Below are 19,027 nucleotides of genomic sequence, written 5' to 3' on the forward strand. Positions count from 1 at the left end.
TTTTAATTTAAAAAACAGCCTCAGCTCCAACATCGCAGCCGTTCTGAGCTAGTTTCAAATTCATACTTGGGAATTTTGTATTCTAAGATAGAGATTTTTTGTTAATCTATTTTTTCTATATGGAATTTATGAGAGAGAAACAACGAGATTAATAATTTTTATGTCATTAGAGACAATGTTACTGTTCAGACCTTACGACGGTCTTTAGGGTTTACTCCGAACGCGTTTTTACGATATAACTTTTAAACCTTATACTTATAAACAAGGTGTTTTGTTTTAAATGAAAAAGTGAATGTATAAAATGGGCGAATTACAAATCGATTTTAGCATTATGTTTTTTAATTACTGCCAGATGCTCCTCAATTTTAAATTCAGATGATTTAAATTTAGTGGTTCGATGCCTGGCTTGTTCCTGTCTTGCTATGCTTCTCGAGAATCGTCTAATACTCTGTTCGTCTTCCAGTATTAAACCAGGTACAGGTGCATTTCTTCCATTGTCATCCTTTGCTACCATGGTAAAATAGGATGAATTGCAGTGTTTTGTAATTCCAGTCTGAATGTTTTCGGCTTCAACTCTAACGCCAATCACCATGGACGTGCGTCCCGTATAATTTACAGAGGCTTTTAAAGTAACGAGTTCGCCAACATCGATAGGCTCTAAAAAATCGACCCTGTTCACCGATGCGGTAACACAATAGTGTTGTGAATGACGAGATGCACAGGCAAAAGCAATCTGATCCATTAAATTTAAGATGTAGCCACCATGTATTTTGCCACTAAAATTAGAATTGGCCGGCAGCATGAGTTCCGTAATGGACACCTGAGAGTCTTTTACACTTTTAAACATGGAATTTTAGAATTTGAAATTATTAAGTACTGTTTGATTCGGAAATTTAAAAACGATGGAGTGTTTTTTATGTTGTATTCTTTAAACGGTATATGTTTGATTTTCAATCGTCTAATCCAGTAAAGGTACTTCTTAAACACAAGAGGCACCTTACTCTTCTTCATCAGCACGCTTAATAATGGCCTCAGGAAGTGATTTTTTGGCTTTGGCCCCCATTTTTTTGAGTTTTTCAATGCTCACGATTATGTTACCTCTTCCTTCAACTAATTTATTCATAGCAGCTGAATAGTTTGATTTTGCTCGGTCTATATCTTTACCAACACCCGTCAAATCCTTTACCAAACCTTCGAATTTGTCATACAAGGCACCCGCCTGACGCGCAATTTCAATCGCGTTACGCTGTTGTTTTTCATTATTCCACATAGTATCTATGGTGCGTAGTGTAGCCAAGAGCGTAGAAGGTGTAACGATGACAATATTCTTCTCGAATGCTTTATTATAAATGCTGTTGTCCTCGTTTACTACAATAGCAAAGGCAGGTTCAATGGGAATAAACATGAGTACAAAATCGGGTGATTCAATGTCGTATAAATCCTGATAGTTCTTTTCCGAAAGCTGATCCACATGTTTTCGAACCGAGTTAATATGAGCCTTTAAAAATGGTAACTTGTTGTCCTCATCGGCATTTGAAAATCGTTCGTAATCGGTCAAAGATACTTTCGAATCGATAATCATTTTTTTGTTATCCGGAAGATACAGCACCACATCCGGCATAACACGGGAACCATCAGACCGCGTAAAACTTTGTTGTACAAAATATTCTCGGTCTTTCTCCAGGCCTGATTTTTCCAGAACACGTTCGAGAACCAATTCACCCCAGTTACCCTGCATTTTGCTATCGCCTTTCAAAGCGCGTGTCAGGTTTGTAGCTTCTTTGGCCATCTGTTGATTGAGGTCTTTTAATCCCAATAACTGCTCTTTCAATGCAGAATGCATACTTATACTCTCCTTTTGCGATTCATTCACTTTTTTCTCGAAATCTTCAATTCGCTTTTGAAGAGGATTTAAAATATTCTTAATGTTTTCTTTATTCTGTTCGGTAAACTTGCTTGATTTTTCCTCCAGGATTTTACTTGCCAAAAGTTCAAAATCCTTGCGCAGTTGTTCTTGGCGTGCTTCTAATTCTTTTTCTTGTTTTAAAAATTGCTGTTTTAGATTATCGTGTTCAGTACTTTTCTTTACAAATTCAGTATTCAAGAGCTCCTTTTCATCCCTCAGGGTATCCCGTTCAATTTCTGTTTTTGTTAAGTTCTTTTTAAATTCCTCTAAAGTCAATCCCAGCTGATTTTGTCGCTCCTGTAAAGTGCTTTTTTCACTTTTACTTTTTAATTTACCATAAATTAAACCGAGGAAACCTCCAATAAAAGCAGAAACTAAAATGGTTAGAATTAAAATGAGGTTATCGTTCATTTCTTAGAGACAATTATCGTAGCTCATAAAATTACTACTTTAAAAATAAAAAAACGCCTTCAAGGCGTTTTTAAAATCATAAATTGGTGAATGTTTTCTCAGGCTGTTTTAACGATACGTTTCGAGACAAACTCATATCCGTAATACATGACTCCAGCAAAAAATAAATCACCAATCAAAGCATTTCTGAAAAAGGGAATGGCCAGCGTGTAACATTCGATAATACCACTAATGGATTTTGGATATGACAATAGCCAAACTCCAAAATTGGTAATTAAGAAAAATAAAATACTGCTTAGCAGGATGGATTTTAGATTCATTTTCCTGGTGATCATACCTATCACGCCAACTAAAACAAACCCTAAGTATACAAATATGCTAATTGTTGTTAGTCCCAAAAATAAATCCGACAAAAACATAGCCGATAAGGGGACTATAAACGCTAATTTTCTATTGCTGAAATAAACACCGGAAAAAAGGGCCATAGCTGTAATTGGGGTCACATTCGGAATGTGTGGAACCAATCTAAAAAAGGCGGCTACCACGACAAATAAAATAATAATCCACTGTGTTTTATTGCGTAACATATCCATGTTTTTTTATTTATGTTCAAAAATAATATTAATTGTTCTAACAGTAAAATAAAAATGATGATTACATTTGTACTGAAATTTGGTTCGGTAATTCATAAAGAAACTTTAAGGCTTAGGAATTATGCTTACTTAAAGATTTTTGACGTTACCGATTAAAAGGGAATTCGGTGTAAATCCGGAACTGTTCCCGCAACTGTAATTTTCATGCACATCGTATTGCGCATCTCCTTAATGGAGACCTTATTTCTTCAAGACCACTGTTACAATTGGTAATGGGAAGGTTTGATAAGTGTGTTATAAGTCAGGAGACCTGCCATTTTCAAAACAATGAAGTTAAACTTTCGGGATAAAAGTTTGCGTATGAATGCACATGCAATTCTCGAACAATTTGTCGTTTAAAATGAATAAAAGAACAACTGTTTTTGGTGTATTGTATATGTGTATATCCCTAATTGGAATTGCACAGCAGCAAGTCGACTCAACCACAGTGGAGCAACTCAGTGAAATTGTTGTTACTGATTCTCGATTTAACCTAAAAAGGGAAAATTCTGGAAAAACGGTCATTAAAATTTCAAAACAGGACATTGAAAGACATCAGGGTAAGACAGTTTCGGAATTAATTAACACCAAGTCTGGCATTGAAATTAATGGTAGTCGAAGTGTAGAAGGACAAAATTTGGGTTATTTTGTCCGAGGCGGAAACAATAGACAGGTGCTTGTACTTATTGATGGTGTGCAAGTTAACGACCCTTCCCTTGTTGCTAATGAATTCGATTTAAGGCTTATGGATTTAAATTCCGTAGAGTCTATAGAAATAATTAAAGGTGCTGCCAGTACGCTTTATGGGAATGCCGCAGCCACAGCAGTTATTAATATTACGAGTAAAAGGCCTTCGAATGAATCTATTTCGGGTCAATTTTTAACGGTTGTAGGGACCAATCAATCACAGGATAATCTAAATTATAATGTTTCCAGTTTTAGCAATAATGTAACTGTCAGCGGTACTATAAATAAATTTAATTATCTGGCCAGTTTTGGAAATCGGTTTGTTGATGGGTTATCGGCAGCGCAATCAGATACCCCGGAAATTGACCCATTTTCGAGATATCATACCAATGTCCGAATCGGGTATGACTTTAATTCAGGTTTTAGTGTTAAGGGTTTTTTAAGTTATGATGATCTTAAAACTGATATCGATGGATACCCGGCACCTTCTTATACCTTTTCAGATACCGATGATCGTTATTATGCCAAGCAAAAGAGAGTAGGACTATCCCCTCAATATGTATATGAAAAAGGGAGTTTTCACATTAATGCCGCTTTTACTGACATAGATCGGGAAACAGTTTCGGATTTCAGCTCTTACCATAAGGCTAAAAGTTATATCGTGGATGGCTATAACAAATATATCTTTAATAAGACGTTTTATACCATTGTGGGTTTGAATTATGGCCATTATAGCAGTTTGTTTTCTGAAGAGGAAAGTTTTACCAATGCAGATCCCTATTTGAACGTGGTTTATATTTCGGGCCATGGTTTAAATTTTAACATGGGGGGCAGGTTGAATAATCACAGTGAATATGGATCACATTTTGTGTATAGCGTCAATCCTTCTTATTCGGTTACTTTGAATAAGGGCTATATTAAAGCCTTTGGATCCTACGCCACCTCGTTTATCGCGCCTAATTTATCTCAACTTTATGGTTTTTTTGGAGCAAATCCCGATTTGGCCCCGGAAGAAAATGCCACTTTGGAGGGTGGATTGGAATACGATACTAAAAGGGGTTTTAAATTGAATGGGGTATATTTTAACCGAACAGAGAAGAATACGATTATTTATACAACGGGATATGAAAATGCAGATACTGAAGCAGAGGTACACGGCGTTGAAATTGAAGGTCAGTTTGATGTTTGGGAAGGAGTTGACCTCACTGCAAATTACACCTTCACCGAATTAAAAAATGGAATTCGGCTGCGTGTTCCTAAACATAAAATTAATACAGGTATTGGCTATAATTTTTCTGAGAGGACATATGTTTCCCTCCAATATCAATTCGTGGGTGATAGAGTTGATGTTGGGGACGTTAAGTTGAAATCCTTTTCTTTAGTTGATCTCTATGTTAGCCAGAGGATCATTAACAATAAAGTAAAACTCTTTGCGAATGTTACCAATTTGCTGAATGAAGACTATTTTGAAATTTTTGGATTTATGACTAGAGGAAGAAATATTAATTTCGGTTTACAAATTAACCTTTAAATCACATTGCTGAATCCTTAATAGTTTTCATATTAAAATAAGTTTTAATAGTGTTCAAATAAGAATCTATTTATCAATTCAGACGGAATTTTTTTATCTATGTACATCCCATTATCAAACCGAGGTCCATTTTTGATTTTTTTGACTAATGTTAATGGAATAGGGGCTTGAGATTTGATGTTCGAAAGTTTTCCGGTGGCATTTTCAATTTCAGACAATGCCGCCGCTAATAAGGGTTCATCAGGATCGCCTAAAACACCAAGATTCAGATAATCTTCTTCTAGAGTGATGTCCGGTGTAAGACCATTAAAATAATCGGTAAAACCGCTGCTATTTACAGATTTAAAGATGAGAGGTTGCATCGCATAGGAATGACTCGGATTAACCCCTTGCCTCGTGAAATCTTCGGAATCATAAAGTGTAGTTGAAGCTTGATATTTCCCTTCCGTATTTTCGCCTATATGAATCACATCGATATACGGGTCCAGACTATTTATAACCAATTCACTTGCTGAAGCTGAAAAATCGGTTGCCAGAATATAGACCTTATCCAGGTTGAGACTGTTCAGGCCCGCCCCATCATCATTATTGACAAATCTATTGATCAGCAATTCCGGATCTTCATTTTCAAAAGCTTGTTGAAATTCACTGTTCCATTCCTCGGTACTGAATATTTCTCCAGTAAACTGACCAGTAATCATGCTGGCCAGCAAAATTGCGGAATTTACAGAGCCCCCTGGATTATACCTTAAATCCAATACAAGATCAGTAATATTATTGGATTTAAAATTTCCGAATACTGCATTCAATTCCGAATCGAAATCGGCAGTAAATCCATTGTACATGAGATATCCTGCTTTTTTATTTCCAACATCAAAAATAGAAGTGTTGAAGATAGGGTCTTCGCACAATTCAAGCTTGTTAAGCGTAATGGTTTCATTTCTTGGATCTATTGTATCATCCGAAGTTTCTGAAGTTCCCTGATCATTATAAGTGCCAAGTGTTATGGAATAGGAGTTTGTATTGAATAAATTAAAATTGTTATCCGTTTCCGAATTGTAATAGAGCTGAACACCATTAACTTCATAAAACAAATCACCACGCTTAATACCTTTGTTTTCAGCATCACTACCCGCCAAAACCATGCGAACAATACCGAACACATTATTCGTACTATTTGGTGCCATAAAAATGCTAAATTCCATACCATTTATAATGGTACATCCCTCAAAAAAACGTTCTAAGGCAATATAATCATCAACAATCCAGCTATAGCGATCAACAGTTTGTCGCTGATATATCAGGCTTTCAAATAATTCCTCTGGTTTAGAAAAGGAATTTAAGTAATCCGCATATTCGGCATCACTGCTAAACCTGTTATTTGAAAGGGCTGAAACGTTATCCTTATAGAGATAAAATAGGTTCATCCCTTTCCAGATGAAATCATTTATTTCATTGGCGCTGATGGTGTTATCATCATTATCTTCAAAACAACTTTGGGTAATTAAAAATAAACAAAGCAGTAAAAGTGGGGCTTTCAAGCAATTTTTCATAACAATATATTTTGATACAAGTAGTCTATAAAACCCTAAATTTACTTACAATATTGTACAATAAAAATTTTTTTGTAACAAATTAGATCATCGTTCGTCGTAATTTCAAAGAGCAGTAAATAGCTTAATAACCAAACCATAACCAAAGTATGACTCAGCGAGAGTTTTTAAATATTGTAATGCCCTTCAAGGATAAAGTCTTTCGCTTAGCTAAAAGGATATTGATATCTACGGAAGAAGCTGAAGATGCTACGCAAGAGGTTATGTTGAAGTTATGGAACAACAAAGCTAAAATAGCCGAGTATAGAAATGTTGAAGCGTTTTCTATGACCATGACCAAGAATTATTGTTTTGATAAACTGAAATCGAAGCAATCTCAGAACTTGAAAATTGTTCATAGCAATTATGAAGATAAGCATACAACACTTCAAAGGCAGGTTGAATTGAACGATAGTGTGAGTTGGGTAGCAAAAATTATAGAAGAGCTCCCGGAACAACAAAAATTAATTATTCAGCTCAGGGATATTGAAGAATATGATTATGACGAAATAGCGGATATGCTCAATATGAATCAGACTGCAGTCCGTGTGAATTTATCGCGAGCCAGAAAAACAATACGAGAAAAATTAACTAATACTCATAATTATGGTATTAAATAGTATAGAAAAATTATTAGAGAAGTACGAAATGGGTGAAACATCGCTTAAAGAAGAGCAAGTGTTGAAAAACTATTTTACCAGCGACAGCGTTGCCCCGCATTTAGAAATGTATAAACCCATGTTTGCGTATTTTTTAGTAAGTCAACAGGAAGAGTTTACCAAAGCGATTCCGTTAAAATCGAAACGAATATTCGATTACAAGTGGATTTCTGTTGCAGCAGTTGCCATTCTGATGTTAGGGATTTATTTCAATAACCCTAGGGATGTTGGTACTATAAATGACCCCGAGGTTGCTTTTAACGAAGTGTCAAAATCATTAGCTATGATTTCGAACCATATGAACAAAGGAACTTCGACAGTAAGTTATCTAGATGAGGTTAATAAAGGAACTTCAACCTTAGAATATCTTACTGAGATTGAAAATACAACACGTATAATATTTAAACCGAACAAATAAAAATTTAACACAGTAACCTTAAAAACAAATAACATGAAAAATAGATTATTAATATTGATAATGGCAATGATGATTTTGCCTTTAACAGGAGTAGCACAAAATAGTGTTTTCGAAAAGTATAGCGAAAACCCTGATGTGACCTATGTGAACATTAAACCGAAAATGTTTCAAATGATAGCTAAAATAGGTATTGAAACAGATGATGCTGAAGCCAAAGCCTATATGGATATGGTAAAAAGCATTACCAGTTTCAAAACAATTGTAACAGATAATCAATCGATATCTGCTGATATTTCAAAATGGGTAAAATCACGATCCGGTGCCTTAGAAGAACTTATGGAAGTCAAGGACGATGGAAGTGAAGTGAAATTTTATGTGAAAGAAGGTAAGGATTCAGATCACGTCGAAGAACTTTTAATTTTTGTGAATGGTATAGATAAGGTGATGGACGATAAAATTGAAATTAATGGTAAAGAAAGAAAAATTGAAACCGTTGTCGTATCACTTACTGGAAATATAGATTTAAATGAAATTTCTAAGCTCACTCAAAAAATGAACATACCGGGTGGACAGCATTTAGAAAAAGATAAATAATTCATCAATCATGAAACCAGCAGTTAAACATATATTTTTAACGCTAATCGCCGCAGTTTGGATGACAAGCTGCGGCGAAGGTGTAAGCCTTCAACGCTATTTTGTAGATAACCAGGAGGCAGCTCATTTTATCTCACAAGATATTCCCTTATCCATGGTTAAGCTAGACAAGTCTAATTTTAACAACGATCAGTTGGAAGCATATGAATCTGTAAAACGATTAAATTTTTTAGGTTTTAAAGCTACTGAGACCAATATGGATTCGTATAATTTAGAGTTAACCAAAGTGAAATCTATTTTAAACAATAAGAAATACAACGACTTAATTGAATTCAATGACAAGGGGAATAAAATTATTGTGAAATATATAGGTGATGAGGATGAAGCCGACGAGGTAGTTGTTTTTGGTAATTCGAAGGATTTGGGCTTTGCTATAGTTCGTGTACTAGGAAATGATATGAGTCCTGATAAGATGGTGACGCTGGGAAGCGCATTAAAAGATAGTAACTTTGAGGCATCTCAGGTTGGGGATATTATGAGTTTCTTTCAATAATAATCTATATATCTTAAATATTAAAGCTCCTCATAGTTGCTATGAGGAGTTTTTTTGTTCATTCGGTTTGAATGTCTTTCCTAGTTAACTACAGATTTACTTTTGGTATAAATAATATTGCCTAAAATTAGCAAGTACATTACTACTAAAATAGTTATAACAATAAAATGATCTAAAACATCAAATATTCCTGAAAAGAAAATTCCTGATACTAAAATCCCACAAAGAAGTAACGATTGTTTACTATTTATTATTGACCTCAAATTCCAGTGTAATTTTGTGGTGTTATTAATTTTAATTCGTCTTTTATTTTCTTAGATACCTCTAAAGTATCAATAAAGTTAGAAATGGACTTTTGGTTTATTTTTTCATTTGTTCGTGTTAAACCTTTTAAGGCTTCATATGGATTGGGATATCCCTCACGGCGTAAGATGGTTTGTATGGCTTCAGCTACCACAGCCCAGTTATTTTCCAGATCTTCCGCAAATTTAGCCTCATTTAATAATAATTTATTTAATCCTTGCAATGTTGATTTAAAACCGATAAGGGTATGGGCAAAAGGAACACCTATATTCCTCAAAACGGTGCTATCGGTTAAATCACGCTGTAATCGAGAAACAGGTAACTTTGCAGAGAGATGTTCAAAAATGGCGTTTGCTATACCTAGATTCCCTTCGCTATTTTCAAAATCGATGGGATTTACTTTATGGGGCATGGCGCTACTGCCAACTTCACCTTTCTTAATTTTTTGTTTGAAATAATCCATCGAAACATAGGTCCAAATATCACGATCGAGATCAATGATGATAGTATTAATACGTTTTAGCGCATCAAATAAAGCAGCGATATGGTCGTAATGTTCTATCTGGGTGGTTGGAAACGAGTGTTTTAGTCCCAATTTATCGTTCACAAATGCGGTTCCAAATGCTTTCCAGTCAATTTTTGGGTAAGCAACATCATGCGCATTAAAGTTTCCTGTGGCACCTCCAAATTTAGCGGCATGAGGAATACTATTCAACAGGTTAAATTGCTCTTCCATACGTACAACAAACACCTCAATTTCTTTTCCGAGACGGGTAGGTGATGCCGGTTGCCCATGTGTTCTGGCCAACATTGAAACTTGAGACCATTCTTCAGCCAATTCCTTTAATTTACCTAGGAGATTTTTAAATTCAGGAATGTAAACGGCGTCAAGAGCCGCTCTAAGGCTTAAAGGAATAGCAGTGTTATTTATATCTTGGGAAGTTAGACCGAAATGAATGAATTCCTTGAAATCGGATAATCCTAGTGTATCGAACTTCTTTTTTAAAAAATATTCTACGGCCTTTACGTCATGATTGGTGATTTTCTCTATATCCTTTATGACCATAGCGTCACTACCGGAAAAGTTTGTATAAATTCCTCTTAAACCCTCAAGAAGTTCAGCATCAATATGCTTTAGTTGAGGCAATGGTAATTCACATAGTGCAATAAAATATTCAATTTCTACTAAAACGCGATATTTAATAAGAGCCTCTTCAGAAAAGAAGCCTGCTAATTCCTTCACTTTATTTCGATATCGTCCATCAATTGGAGAAATGGCATTTAGAACAGATAATGACATATTATGTGCTATTGTTGAAGTTGCAAAGATAGTTTTTTTGTACTGAAGATATTAGGAATTGAAAGGAAGTTTATTAACCAGGTTCTTACTTTAAATTGTATATTTAGTTTAAATTAAAACAATATGAAACTTATCAGAATTTTATTGCCATTTCTGATTTCTCAAGGTCTAATGGCCCAGTTTTATAAGAAATCAGATCCATTCGTACATACCTATTCTGTAGTGGCTATGGATTCGATAACTGGCGATATGGCCGTGGCGGTCCAGAGTCATTGGTTTAGTGTTGGCAGTGTGGTGACCTATGGGAAGGCGGGGGTTGGTGTTGTGGCAACACAGTCTTTAGTCAATCCGAGTTATGGGCCAAAGGGATTGGCCTTGATGGAACAGGGATTATCCCCGGATCAGGCCTTAAAGTCGCTTTTGGATAACGATCCTGGAGAGATGTACAGGCAGGTTGCATTTTTAAACCATGAAGGTCAAGTCGCAACTCACACGGGAAGTCTATGCATTGATGAGGCAGGGCATTTCCAAGGACCCTATTTTTCTGTTCAGGCTAACATGATGTTGAATCCTACCGTTTGGGATGCTATGGCACGGGCTTTTCAAATTACAGAAGGCGATTTGAGTACTCGGGTTATGGCAGCTTTAAAGGCTGCTGAACTTGAAAAGGGAGATATTAGAGGAAAACAATCCGCTGCTATTTTAATTGTAAAAGGAGAAGCCACGGGCCATATTTGGGAAGATGTGATTATGGACCTTCGTGTTGAAGACCATAACAATCCCTTACAAGAATTAGAACGGCTTATAAAAATGCATTCTGCTTATGATTTTATGAATAAAGGCGATCTCGCTATGGAAGAAGGGGATTCAAAAAAAGCAGAAAACTTGTATATGCAAGCTCAAAATCTTTTTCCGGGAAATATAGAAATGACCTATTGGTATGCTATTAATTTATTGAACAATAAGGATTATAATAGGGCATTTCCCATATTAAAGTCCGTTTTCCAAAAAGATAAAAACTGGAAAACATTGACCGGTAGACTGGTCAAAAGTAAGTTACTTCTCATTGGGGAGAACAAGTTAAAAGAAGTAATGGCCTTATAAGGTGGACTTAATTTTTCTCAAAATACGTTTTGCTCTGGCCTGAAATCCTGCACTTTGAGTTTGGTAATCGCGTACTAATATGTTGACAAGTTCCTTGTGGATCCAGTTACTGTCTTTTCCTAAAAGAAATAAGCTTTCCATGGCATGTACTTTGGTCGCAACTTTCTGCTCATTAATCAACCAATCAAAGCACGATTCAATAATGTATTCCTTATACCTTGGGAGTAATGCTTTTTTCAAGGGATTGGGATCATTTGAATTGTGGGCACGGGCGATTAATGCGCAAATTTTTGATATACTTCTCATGGCAGAATCAAAATGGACCTTATGAAGATTTTGGGTAAATTTTTCTAAGCATGGTATTATTGCATATACATATTTAACACAAACAAATTCTAAAACCCAGGCTGCACGACAAGATATTTTATCATCAACCCAGAACATGATGTCAATCAGTAGGGGTAAAAGAGTTAAATCGTTTAAAATTATTTCGCTATATTTTAAACGGCTTTCACGAGATGCGTTCACATTATGTAATTCTTTATACAGTTCCTCTATTCCCATGCACTAAAATCATTAATTTTATTCATCAAAAGCGATTAAAATTAAATTAAAAGAGCTAAGAATCATAAAAAATATTGGATTGATTTTATTCTTGATATTGCGAGTTGTACAATTTTTTGGAGCTGAAAAAAATCAGAAGGATTTAAGTTAAATAGAGTCTTTTTTAAATAAATCCCAACGACGAAATTTGTGTCACTTTTTTTAAAAGAATCCGAATAAGGACTGTTACGAAGGTTATACCAGATACCCATGGTATAATGAGACAGCAATAGTAAACTATCGGTTGACTGGATATATCGTAAATAGTAAGAAACAGTTTAATATGTTTGTTATGGAAGGGAATTGGAAGAAATGAAAAGTGTGTAATTTTGAGGAACTGTCAGAATTGGTCAAAATAGCCATACCAAAACGTTCATATATAAGGGCACACCTGGAGTCCATGCTCAGAGGTAAGCATATTATAAGTGTGATTAATTGGATTAAATTAGTACGCATAAAATATGCCTTGATTACAGAGTCTGAGTGTACTGTAATGCCTATTAAACCCAAGAATATATTCTAGAAACACATCAAAAATTTATGTACCCATCTCTTTTGTCTAAAAAAATTTTAATCATAGGCTCTGTATGGCCGGAACCTAAAAGTTCTGCTGCTGGTAGCAGGATGTTACAACTCATTGAAACATTTCTCTCCCTAAACTATCGGGTTATTTTTGCAAGTGCAAGCACAAAAACGACCAATTCATTTAACTTAGAGGATCTTGGTGTTACAGAGCAGGCGATAAAATTGAATCATTCCAGCTTTGATACTTTTATCAAACCGTTAAATCCCCATATCGTTATGTTTGATCGTTTCATGACTGAAGAGCAATTTGGTTGGCGCGTTGCGACATGTTGTCCGAATGCCTTACGCATATTAGATACTGAAGATCTGCATGGATTAAGAAAAGGGCGCCAGCAAGCTCATAAAGACGGCAAACCTTTTAGTTTAAAGTATTTATTTAATGACACATCAAAACGAGAAATTGCAAGTATATTAAGGAGCGACTTGAGTTTAATTATTTCGGAGACTGAAATGGAAATTTTAAAAAATCATTTCAATGTCGACGATCAATTATTATGTTATTTGCCATTTATGATGGATCGTATTTCCAATGTCGAAATAAAAAATTTACCTAAATATTCGGAGCGAGACCATTTTATATTCATAGGTAACTTTTTACACGATCCAAATTATCATGCAGCCCTTTATTTAAAAAAATACATATGGCCCTTAATAAAAAGAAAACTGCCAAAATCGGAATTACATATCTACGGTGCTTATATATCTGGGAAAGTTCAGCAATTACATAACGAAAAAGAAGGATTTAGGGTAAAAGGTTTTATTGAAGATGTCAGTCATGTAATGAAGAATACTAGGGTTGCGTTGGTGCCATTAAGCTACGGAGCGGGATTAAAAGGTAAAATTGTGGATGCTATGATCAATGGAACACCAAATATAATGACACCTATAGCGGCTGAAGGCATGTTTGGAGATATGAGACCCTGTGGTTTCATTGAAGATAGTCCCGAGCAATTCGCTCATATAGCAATTCAATTATTTGAAAGTGAAGGCATTTGGAATGATTGTCAAAGTCATGGTTTTGAGGTTATAAATAAGCGATTCTTAAAATCACATCATCAGAAAAAGTTCGCAGAATTGATAAATCAGGCCCTATTGGATATAGACATAAACAGAGAAAATAATTTTATAGGACAACTGTTGCAACATCAGACGATGCAAAGTACCAAGTACATGAGTCTGTGGATTGAAGAGAAGAATAGAAATCAAATAGACTAAAAGCATTTAATTTGTTTCAGGAAGAATTAATTACACACAATTTTGATTTGCCGGATGCTGATATCATACTGTTTGATAATGTATTTGGTATTACCGAGAGTGAAAAACTCTATAGCAGATTATATCAAACCATAAGCTGGCAACAGGATATCATTAGATTTTTTGGTAAAGTATATAATGTACCCAGGTTAACAGCGCTTTATGGTGATGCCGATAAGACCTACACTTATTCAGGTATATCAATGTATCCAAAACCATGGACTAAAGAATTATTAATCATAAAGAACAGAATAGAAGAAATCACAGGAGTTACCTTCACAACGTGTCTATTAAACCTTTATAGAACTGGAAGCGACAGTAATGACTGGCATCAGGATAATGAGAAGGAATTGGGATTAAATCCCATAATAGCTTCTGTCTCCTTTGGAGGATTGAGATTATTTAAGCTCAAACACATTAATAATTCTCAATTAAAAACTGTAGATATCCCATTAAGGTCCGGGAGCCTTTTACTGATGAAGAGGACAACCCAACATTTTTGGAAACATAAAATTCCAAAAACCACTAAAAAAGTAAACCCACGAATTAACCTGACTTTTCGCGTTATTAAAGCGACTTAATAATAATAAGGCATATGTATTGAAATGAATTGAACTATATGGATCCTTGGTATTCATTATGTTTATTTCTTGGAATATTGAAACACATTCAGGAGCATAACAAAGGAAGTTAGGGATTACCCAGTTATAAGGTTAATCGCTCTTTGAATACCCGTGGTAGCCTTTTCCGATATCACCGTTAAATAATTATGGCCACTAATATTAGGATTTGGATCAATAAAATAAATTGGTGTATTTTCAGGTATGTAATGTATTAATCCCGCTGCAGGATAGACCTTCATAGAAGTACCAATAATTATTAATATATCTGCTGTTTGGGATATTTCAATGGCATTTTTCATCATTGGGACATCCTCTCCAAACCATACGACATGTGGTCTTAATTGATAGCCATTTTTACATTTATCACCCAAAAAGAGGTCTGTTTTCCATTCGAGTATATCAGTGTCATCAAAAGTACTTCTCACTTTCAATAATTCCCCATGTAAATGAATAATATTACTGCTTCCCGCACGTTCGTGAAGGTCATCTATATTCTGTGTGATAATTGATATTCGAAAGTCCTGTTCCAGTTGAGCCAGAGTATAGTGGGCACTATTCGGTTCAACAGTAAGAAGTTGTCTTCTTCTCTGGTTGTAAAAGTCCAATACTAATTCAGGATTTGTTTTAAAACCATATGGTGAGGCCACTTGCATGACATCGTGCCCTTCCCAAAGACCATCTGCATCACGAAATGTTTTGAGGCCACTTTCAGCACTCATTCCTGCCCCTGTAAGTACAACGATATGTTTGGTCATCCTCAGGATTTCTTAGTTGTCCAATAAATCTGGTCGGCGTTCTTTTGTACGCAAGTAAGCCTGGTCCTCTCGCCATTTTTCAATTTCAGGAAAATTTCCGCTAAAAAGTACCTCTGGTACTTTCCACCCCTTGTAATCTCTTGGACGTGTATATATCGGAGGAGCTAATAAGTTGTCCTGAAAAGAATCGGTCAGTGCCGATGTCTCATTTCCCAAAACACCGGGAATTAACCTGATAACAGCGTCACACAGCACAGCTGCACCTAACTCACCACCGGACAAAACGTAATCGCCTATAGAAATTTCTCGAGTAACAAAATGATCACGAACGCGTTGATCGACACCTTTGTAATGACCACAAAGAATTATTAAATTCTCTTTAAGGGATAATTGATTTGCTATACCTTGATTTAAAGTTTCTCCATCTGGTGTCATATAAATAACCTCATCGTAGCTTCGTTCTTTTTTCAGTTTAGAAATGCATTTATCTATAGGTTCAATTAACATGACCATACCAGAACCACCTCCAAACTGATAGTCATCTATGCTTTTATAGCGGTCTGATGTATAATCTCTCAAATTGTGAAAGTAGACCTCGACTATATTGGCTTCAATGGCACGATGCAAAATAGAGTCTTGGAAAGGACTTTTTAATAGATCGGGTAATGCCGTAATAATATCTATTCTCATAAAGCAAAGATACTTTCTAGAGACTTAAAGAAAAAAATATAAAGTCCTAGATATAAAAAACGTAAGTTAGTTTTACTAAACCCCTTTTTGTTTATTTATTTCATCTTGAAGTTGCCGCCTTACTTTTTGTTCCCTTTCTAAAGCTGTTTTACGGTGTTCTTCAAATTCATCCTCAATTTCAGATAGGGCGAGTTTTGCCTTTCTTGTAATTGTATTGCTGCTTCTAAATTTGTAAATGAAGAAAATTAGTAGAGCCATCAGCCCTGCAATTATTGACCACATGAGAACATTATAACCAGTTTTACTCATCTGTAAGCCAAAAAGGGCCATACTGTTTTTTTCGGCATTTGTTTTATCTAAATCGTTTTGCGTGGTTAAAAGTCTTTCTTTTAAATTTGAGATTTCCACTGTTTGATTTTGAACTATAGCCTGGGTGTCGGATAATTCTTTATGAAACGTTTTTAGTGAATCTACTGTATGAGCTTTAAGGGTTAGAAGCATACTAAGTTTCACAGCTTCATACATTTGTCCATTCGTTCCTCTAAAATTACCTGATTTTTTCAGAACGTATTCAAATTGGTCATTTATGGTACTGCTGTCCAATGACAATTCAGTTTCTTGAACATCATTGGTATTCTGACCATACGCTAGCAGGGAGAATAAACACAGTAGTATTAAGTTGGGTAAATTTGCGATAGGTTTCATTTAAGATTGGTTTAAATTGAGATGTTAGATATTACGAATTTAAAAAATATTTTAAGATTCAACCATGAATCAATGAAAAGCCTCACTTTTTGTGAGGCTCAACTATATACGTTATAGCAGTAAAAAAGGATGTTTACTTTTTGCAATTGGCATGACCCTAAGTTTGACAATATTTTGCATACTTGTTGACTCAATAACTATAACTGTATTCCTTTCATAACGGACATACCTGAGTAAATTTAGAATTTGATTTGTGGTACTGTCTATTAGTTGATTTCTAAAAAGCACCAATTCTAAGTACTTACTTTACCATAAATAATTTACTCTGATTATATATTGGACTTAGGCTATCACAGGAATTACCAGAAAGGCTAACTCGTTTATACGCGTCTAAAAATGCATTTTTTGGAGGTTTAATAGTTTTGGTAAAAGTACTTTTTACAAATAATTTCCTAAGTTACTATTATCAGTAAAACGTGTATTTTGTTGAAAAATAAATGGTTGGTTAATACTATGGATTTTCTTGGCTTATCGAATCAATATAATGAGCGGACAAAAAAAATCCCATCAATCATTTCTATTTTGATGGGATTTTTAAATGTTAAGCTGCTATTTTATCGAAAAATCACTTCTTTATGTTCACCTCGAAGATTAATGTACTCCAATTTTTCAATGTTATCATCCAGGTTCTCACCATATTTTTGTTTTAATCTAGAGATATCTTCAAGATTCTCGATTTTCACGTCATTAATACCTGTAATAATATAACCATCAGTAATTCCTAAATTAGAATATAACCATTTGTTTTGAGAATTTTTTACCCTGACCCCATAATCAATATTTAATTTATCCTTTACGGTGTCCGGAACATCTTGCAACTCCATATTCATAAAATACACGGAAAACACATCTGGTTTGGTAAGCATAACGGTAAATTTTTTGAATTCATTATCTCGAAGTAATTCCACATTAACCATGTCATTAGGACGTTTTGTCTTGATGTAACCACTCAAGTCTTCAAATTTTGATATTTCAATATTATCCAAACGTTTTATAATATCTCCTTTTATAATCCCAGCTCTTTCTGCGCCGGAATTTCTAATAACCTCGGCCACATATACGCCTTTGGTGTAATCAATCCCAATTTCTTCTGCAGCTTCACTGCTAAATGTACCTCCTTTAATTCCTAAAACTCCGTTTTGAACATTACCATATTCCATGATGTCTTCAACAACCTTACGAGCAATATTACTTGGTACCGCAAATGAATAACCAATGTAAGAACCGGTTTGAGAGGTTATGGCAGTATTAATACCTATTAACTCACCGTTGGTATTCACTAAGGCCCCTCCGGAATTACCTGGGTTTACCGCGGCATCAGTTTGAATAAAGGACTGGGAGGATCTTCCCGTTAAATCTCTCGATTTTGCACTTATGATTCCCGCTGTTACTGTTGATGTTAAATTGAAAGGATTACCAACAGCAAGTACCCATTCACCAACTTTGGCGTTGTCAGAATCCCCAAACGTTACATAAGGTAAATCTTCATCGGCATCTATCTTTAACAAGGCAATGTCCGTTTTCGGATCTGTACCAATAATTTCTGCATCGTAGGTTTCATTATTATTCAAGGTAACAGATAATTTGTGAGCATTATTTATGACATGGTTGTTTGTGATAATATACCCATCTGCATTTATAATAACACCAGAACCGGTACCTAACTGGGCTCTTTGAGGACTTCTGCCAAAAAATAAATCTTCGAAAGTCATTTGTCCGGAGCTAATGGTTACATTTTTAACGTGGACTACTGCGTGAACAGTATTTTCGGCTGCAATTGTAAAATCCGGGGCCTCCAAAATATTGTTAATGGAACTTAAATTGGTTGTTGGAAAAAATGCTGTTGTTTCGGAAGGAGTGACCACCATTTTATTGTCGTCTTCCAAAAAGAGTTTATAGGCTCCCAAGGTCATGATACCACCTAGAGCCGAGACTAAAACAAGTGATAAAATCTTCTTCATGATAATTCTTATTTAAATTTTATTAACAACGATTAAAATTAACTATTTATTGAGCTTACAATTCTCTTTTAACGATTTTTAACGTCTAATTTAACGACTAT

Annotated in this window: 18 protein-coding genes and 1 riboswitch; of the genes, 8 read left to right on the forward strand and 10 right to left on the reverse strand. The window is 35.1% G+C overall.

The features are described from left to right. Positions 1-310: 310 nt before the first annotated feature. The 3 genes from MR041_RS08740 to MR041_RS08750 form a co-directional block, all read right to left on the reverse strand. A complete protein-coding gene (locus MR041_RS08740; RefSeq protein ID WP_242093232.1) occupies positions 311-847 on the reverse strand; it encodes an acyl-CoA thioesterase in 537 nt (178 codons plus the stop codon). A gap of 150 nt (positions 848-997) precedes the next feature. Next, on the reverse strand, positions 998-2,317 hold the full coding sequence (locus tag MR041_RS08745; protein WP_242093233.1) for a DNA recombination protein RmuC: 1,320 nt from the start codon (positions 2,315-2,317) through the stop codon (positions 998-1,000). A gap of 98 nt (positions 2,318-2,415) precedes the next feature. Then, a complete protein-coding gene (locus tag MR041_RS08750; RefSeq protein WP_242093234.1) occupies positions 2,416-2,904 on the reverse strand; it encodes a DUF6580 family putative transport protein in 489 nt (162 codons plus the stop codon). Positions 2,905-3,026: 122 nt separating this feature from the next. Next, a riboswitch (cobalamin riboswitch) is annotated at positions 3,027-3,242 on the forward strand. A gap of 68 nt (positions 3,243-3,310) precedes the next feature. Between MR041_RS08750 and MR041_RS08755 the strand changes: the two genes are divergently transcribed. Further along, complete coding sequence (locus tag MR041_RS08755) at positions 3,311-5,167, forward strand: TonB-dependent receptor plug domain-containing protein (protein WP_242093235.1); 1,857 nt, start codon at positions 3,311-3,313, stop codon at positions 5,165-5,167. Between the two features lie 44 nt (positions 5,168-5,211). On the opposite strand, the gene MR041_RS08760 is transcribed toward MR041_RS08755, so the two are convergent. Next, positions 5,212-6,720, reverse strand: a complete 1,509-nt coding sequence (locus MR041_RS08760) for a S41 family peptidase (protein ID WP_242093236.1) — start codon at positions 6,718-6,720, stop codon at positions 5,212-5,214. Between the two features lie 149 nt (positions 6,721-6,869). Between MR041_RS08760 and MR041_RS08765 the strand changes: the two genes are divergently transcribed. From MR041_RS08765 to MR041_RS08780, 4 genes are read left to right on the forward strand one after another with little or no spacing between them, the layout of a single operon-like run. Then, positions 6,870-7,379, forward strand: a complete 510-nt coding sequence (locus MR041_RS08765) for an RNA polymerase sigma factor (RefSeq protein WP_242093237.1) — start codon at positions 6,870-6,872, stop codon at positions 7,377-7,379. Continuing rightward, positions 7,366-7,836, forward strand: coding sequence for a hypothetical protein (locus MR041_RS08770; protein WP_242093238.1), 471 nt, complete (start codon positions 7,366-7,368; stop codon positions 7,834-7,836). The genes MR041_RS08765 and MR041_RS08770 overlap by 14 nt, the downstream gene beginning before the upstream one ends. 33 nt (positions 7,837-7,869) lie before the next feature. Beyond that, positions 7,870-8,430 (forward strand): DUF4252 domain-containing protein, encoded by a 561-nt coding sequence (locus tag MR041_RS08775; RefSeq protein WP_242093239.1) that lies wholly within the window; start codon positions 7,870-7,872, stop codon positions 8,428-8,430. 10 nt (positions 8,431-8,440) lie between these two features. Beyond that, positions 8,441-8,983: a DUF4252 domain-containing protein gene (locus MR041_RS08780; protein WP_242093240.1), complete on the forward strand. Its 543-nt coding sequence runs from the start codon at positions 8,441-8,443 to the stop codon at positions 8,981-8,983. 259 nt (positions 8,984-9,242) lie between these two features. Here the strand turns inward: MR041_RS08780 and purB are convergent, their stop codons facing one another. Beyond that, entirely contained in the window at positions 9,243-10,586 is a 1,344-nt protein-coding gene (gene purB / locus MR041_RS08785; protein WP_242093241.1) for an adenylosuccinate lyase, read from the reverse strand. A 123-nt stretch (positions 10,587-10,709) separates the two neighbouring features. On the opposite strand from purB, the gene MR041_RS08790 reads away from it, so the two are divergent. Beyond that, positions 10,710-11,690, forward strand: a complete 981-nt coding sequence (locus tag MR041_RS08790; RefSeq protein WP_242093242.1) for a DUF1028 domain-containing protein — start codon at positions 10,710-10,712, stop codon at positions 11,688-11,690. Here MR041_RS08790 and MR041_RS08795 read toward each other — a convergent pair. Then, entirely contained in the window at positions 11,685-12,254 is a 570-nt protein-coding gene (locus MR041_RS08795) for an adenylosuccinate lyase (protein WP_242093243.1), read from the reverse strand. The genes MR041_RS08790 and MR041_RS08795 overlap by 6 nt on opposite strands. A 579-nt stretch (positions 12,255-12,833) precedes the next feature. Between MR041_RS08795 and MR041_RS08800 the strand changes: the two genes are divergently transcribed. Further along, a complete protein-coding gene (locus MR041_RS08800) occupies positions 12,834-14,093 on the forward strand; it encodes a glycosyltransferase family 4 protein (protein ID WP_242093244.1) in 1,260 nt (419 codons plus the stop codon). An 11-nt stretch (positions 14,094-14,104) separates the two neighbouring features. After that, positions 14,105-14,713: an alpha-ketoglutarate-dependent dioxygenase AlkB family protein gene (locus MR041_RS08805; RefSeq protein ID WP_242093245.1), complete on the forward strand. Its 609-nt coding sequence runs from the start codon at positions 14,105-14,107 to the stop codon at positions 14,711-14,713. Between the two features lie 116 nt (positions 14,714-14,829). Here MR041_RS08805 and MR041_RS08810 read toward each other — a convergent pair whose 3' ends face one another. From MR041_RS08810 to MR041_RS08825, 4 genes are all read right to left on the reverse strand, one after another. Then, positions 14,830-15,510, reverse strand: coding sequence for an SIR2 family NAD-dependent protein deacylase (locus MR041_RS08810; RefSeq protein ID WP_242093246.1), 681 nt, complete (start codon positions 15,508-15,510; stop codon positions 14,830-14,832). Between the two features lie 12 nt (positions 15,511-15,522). After that, positions 15,523-16,200: a tRNA (guanosine(37)-N1)-methyltransferase TrmD gene (gene trmD / locus MR041_RS08815; protein ID WP_242093247.1), complete on the reverse strand. Its 678-nt coding sequence runs from the start codon at positions 16,198-16,200 to the stop codon at positions 15,523-15,525. A gap of 75 nt (positions 16,201-16,275) precedes the next feature. Further along, a complete protein-coding gene (locus MR041_RS08820; RefSeq protein ID WP_242093248.1) occupies positions 16,276-16,905 on the reverse strand; it encodes a tRNA (guanine-N1)-methyltransferase in 630 nt (209 codons plus the stop codon). Positions 16,906-17,519: 614 nt separating this feature from the next. Further along, positions 17,520-18,926 (reverse strand): trypsin-like peptidase domain-containing protein, encoded by a 1,407-nt coding sequence (locus MR041_RS08825; protein ID WP_242093249.1) that lies wholly within the window; start codon positions 18,924-18,926, stop codon positions 17,520-17,522. Positions 18,927-19,027 lie beyond the last annotated feature (101 nt).

It is taken from the genome of Aestuariivivens sediminicola (genome assembly GCF_022662015.1).
Taxonomy (GTDB): Bacteria; Bacteroidota; Bacteroidia; order Flavobacteriales; family Flavobacteriaceae; genus Aestuariivivens; species Aestuariivivens sediminicola.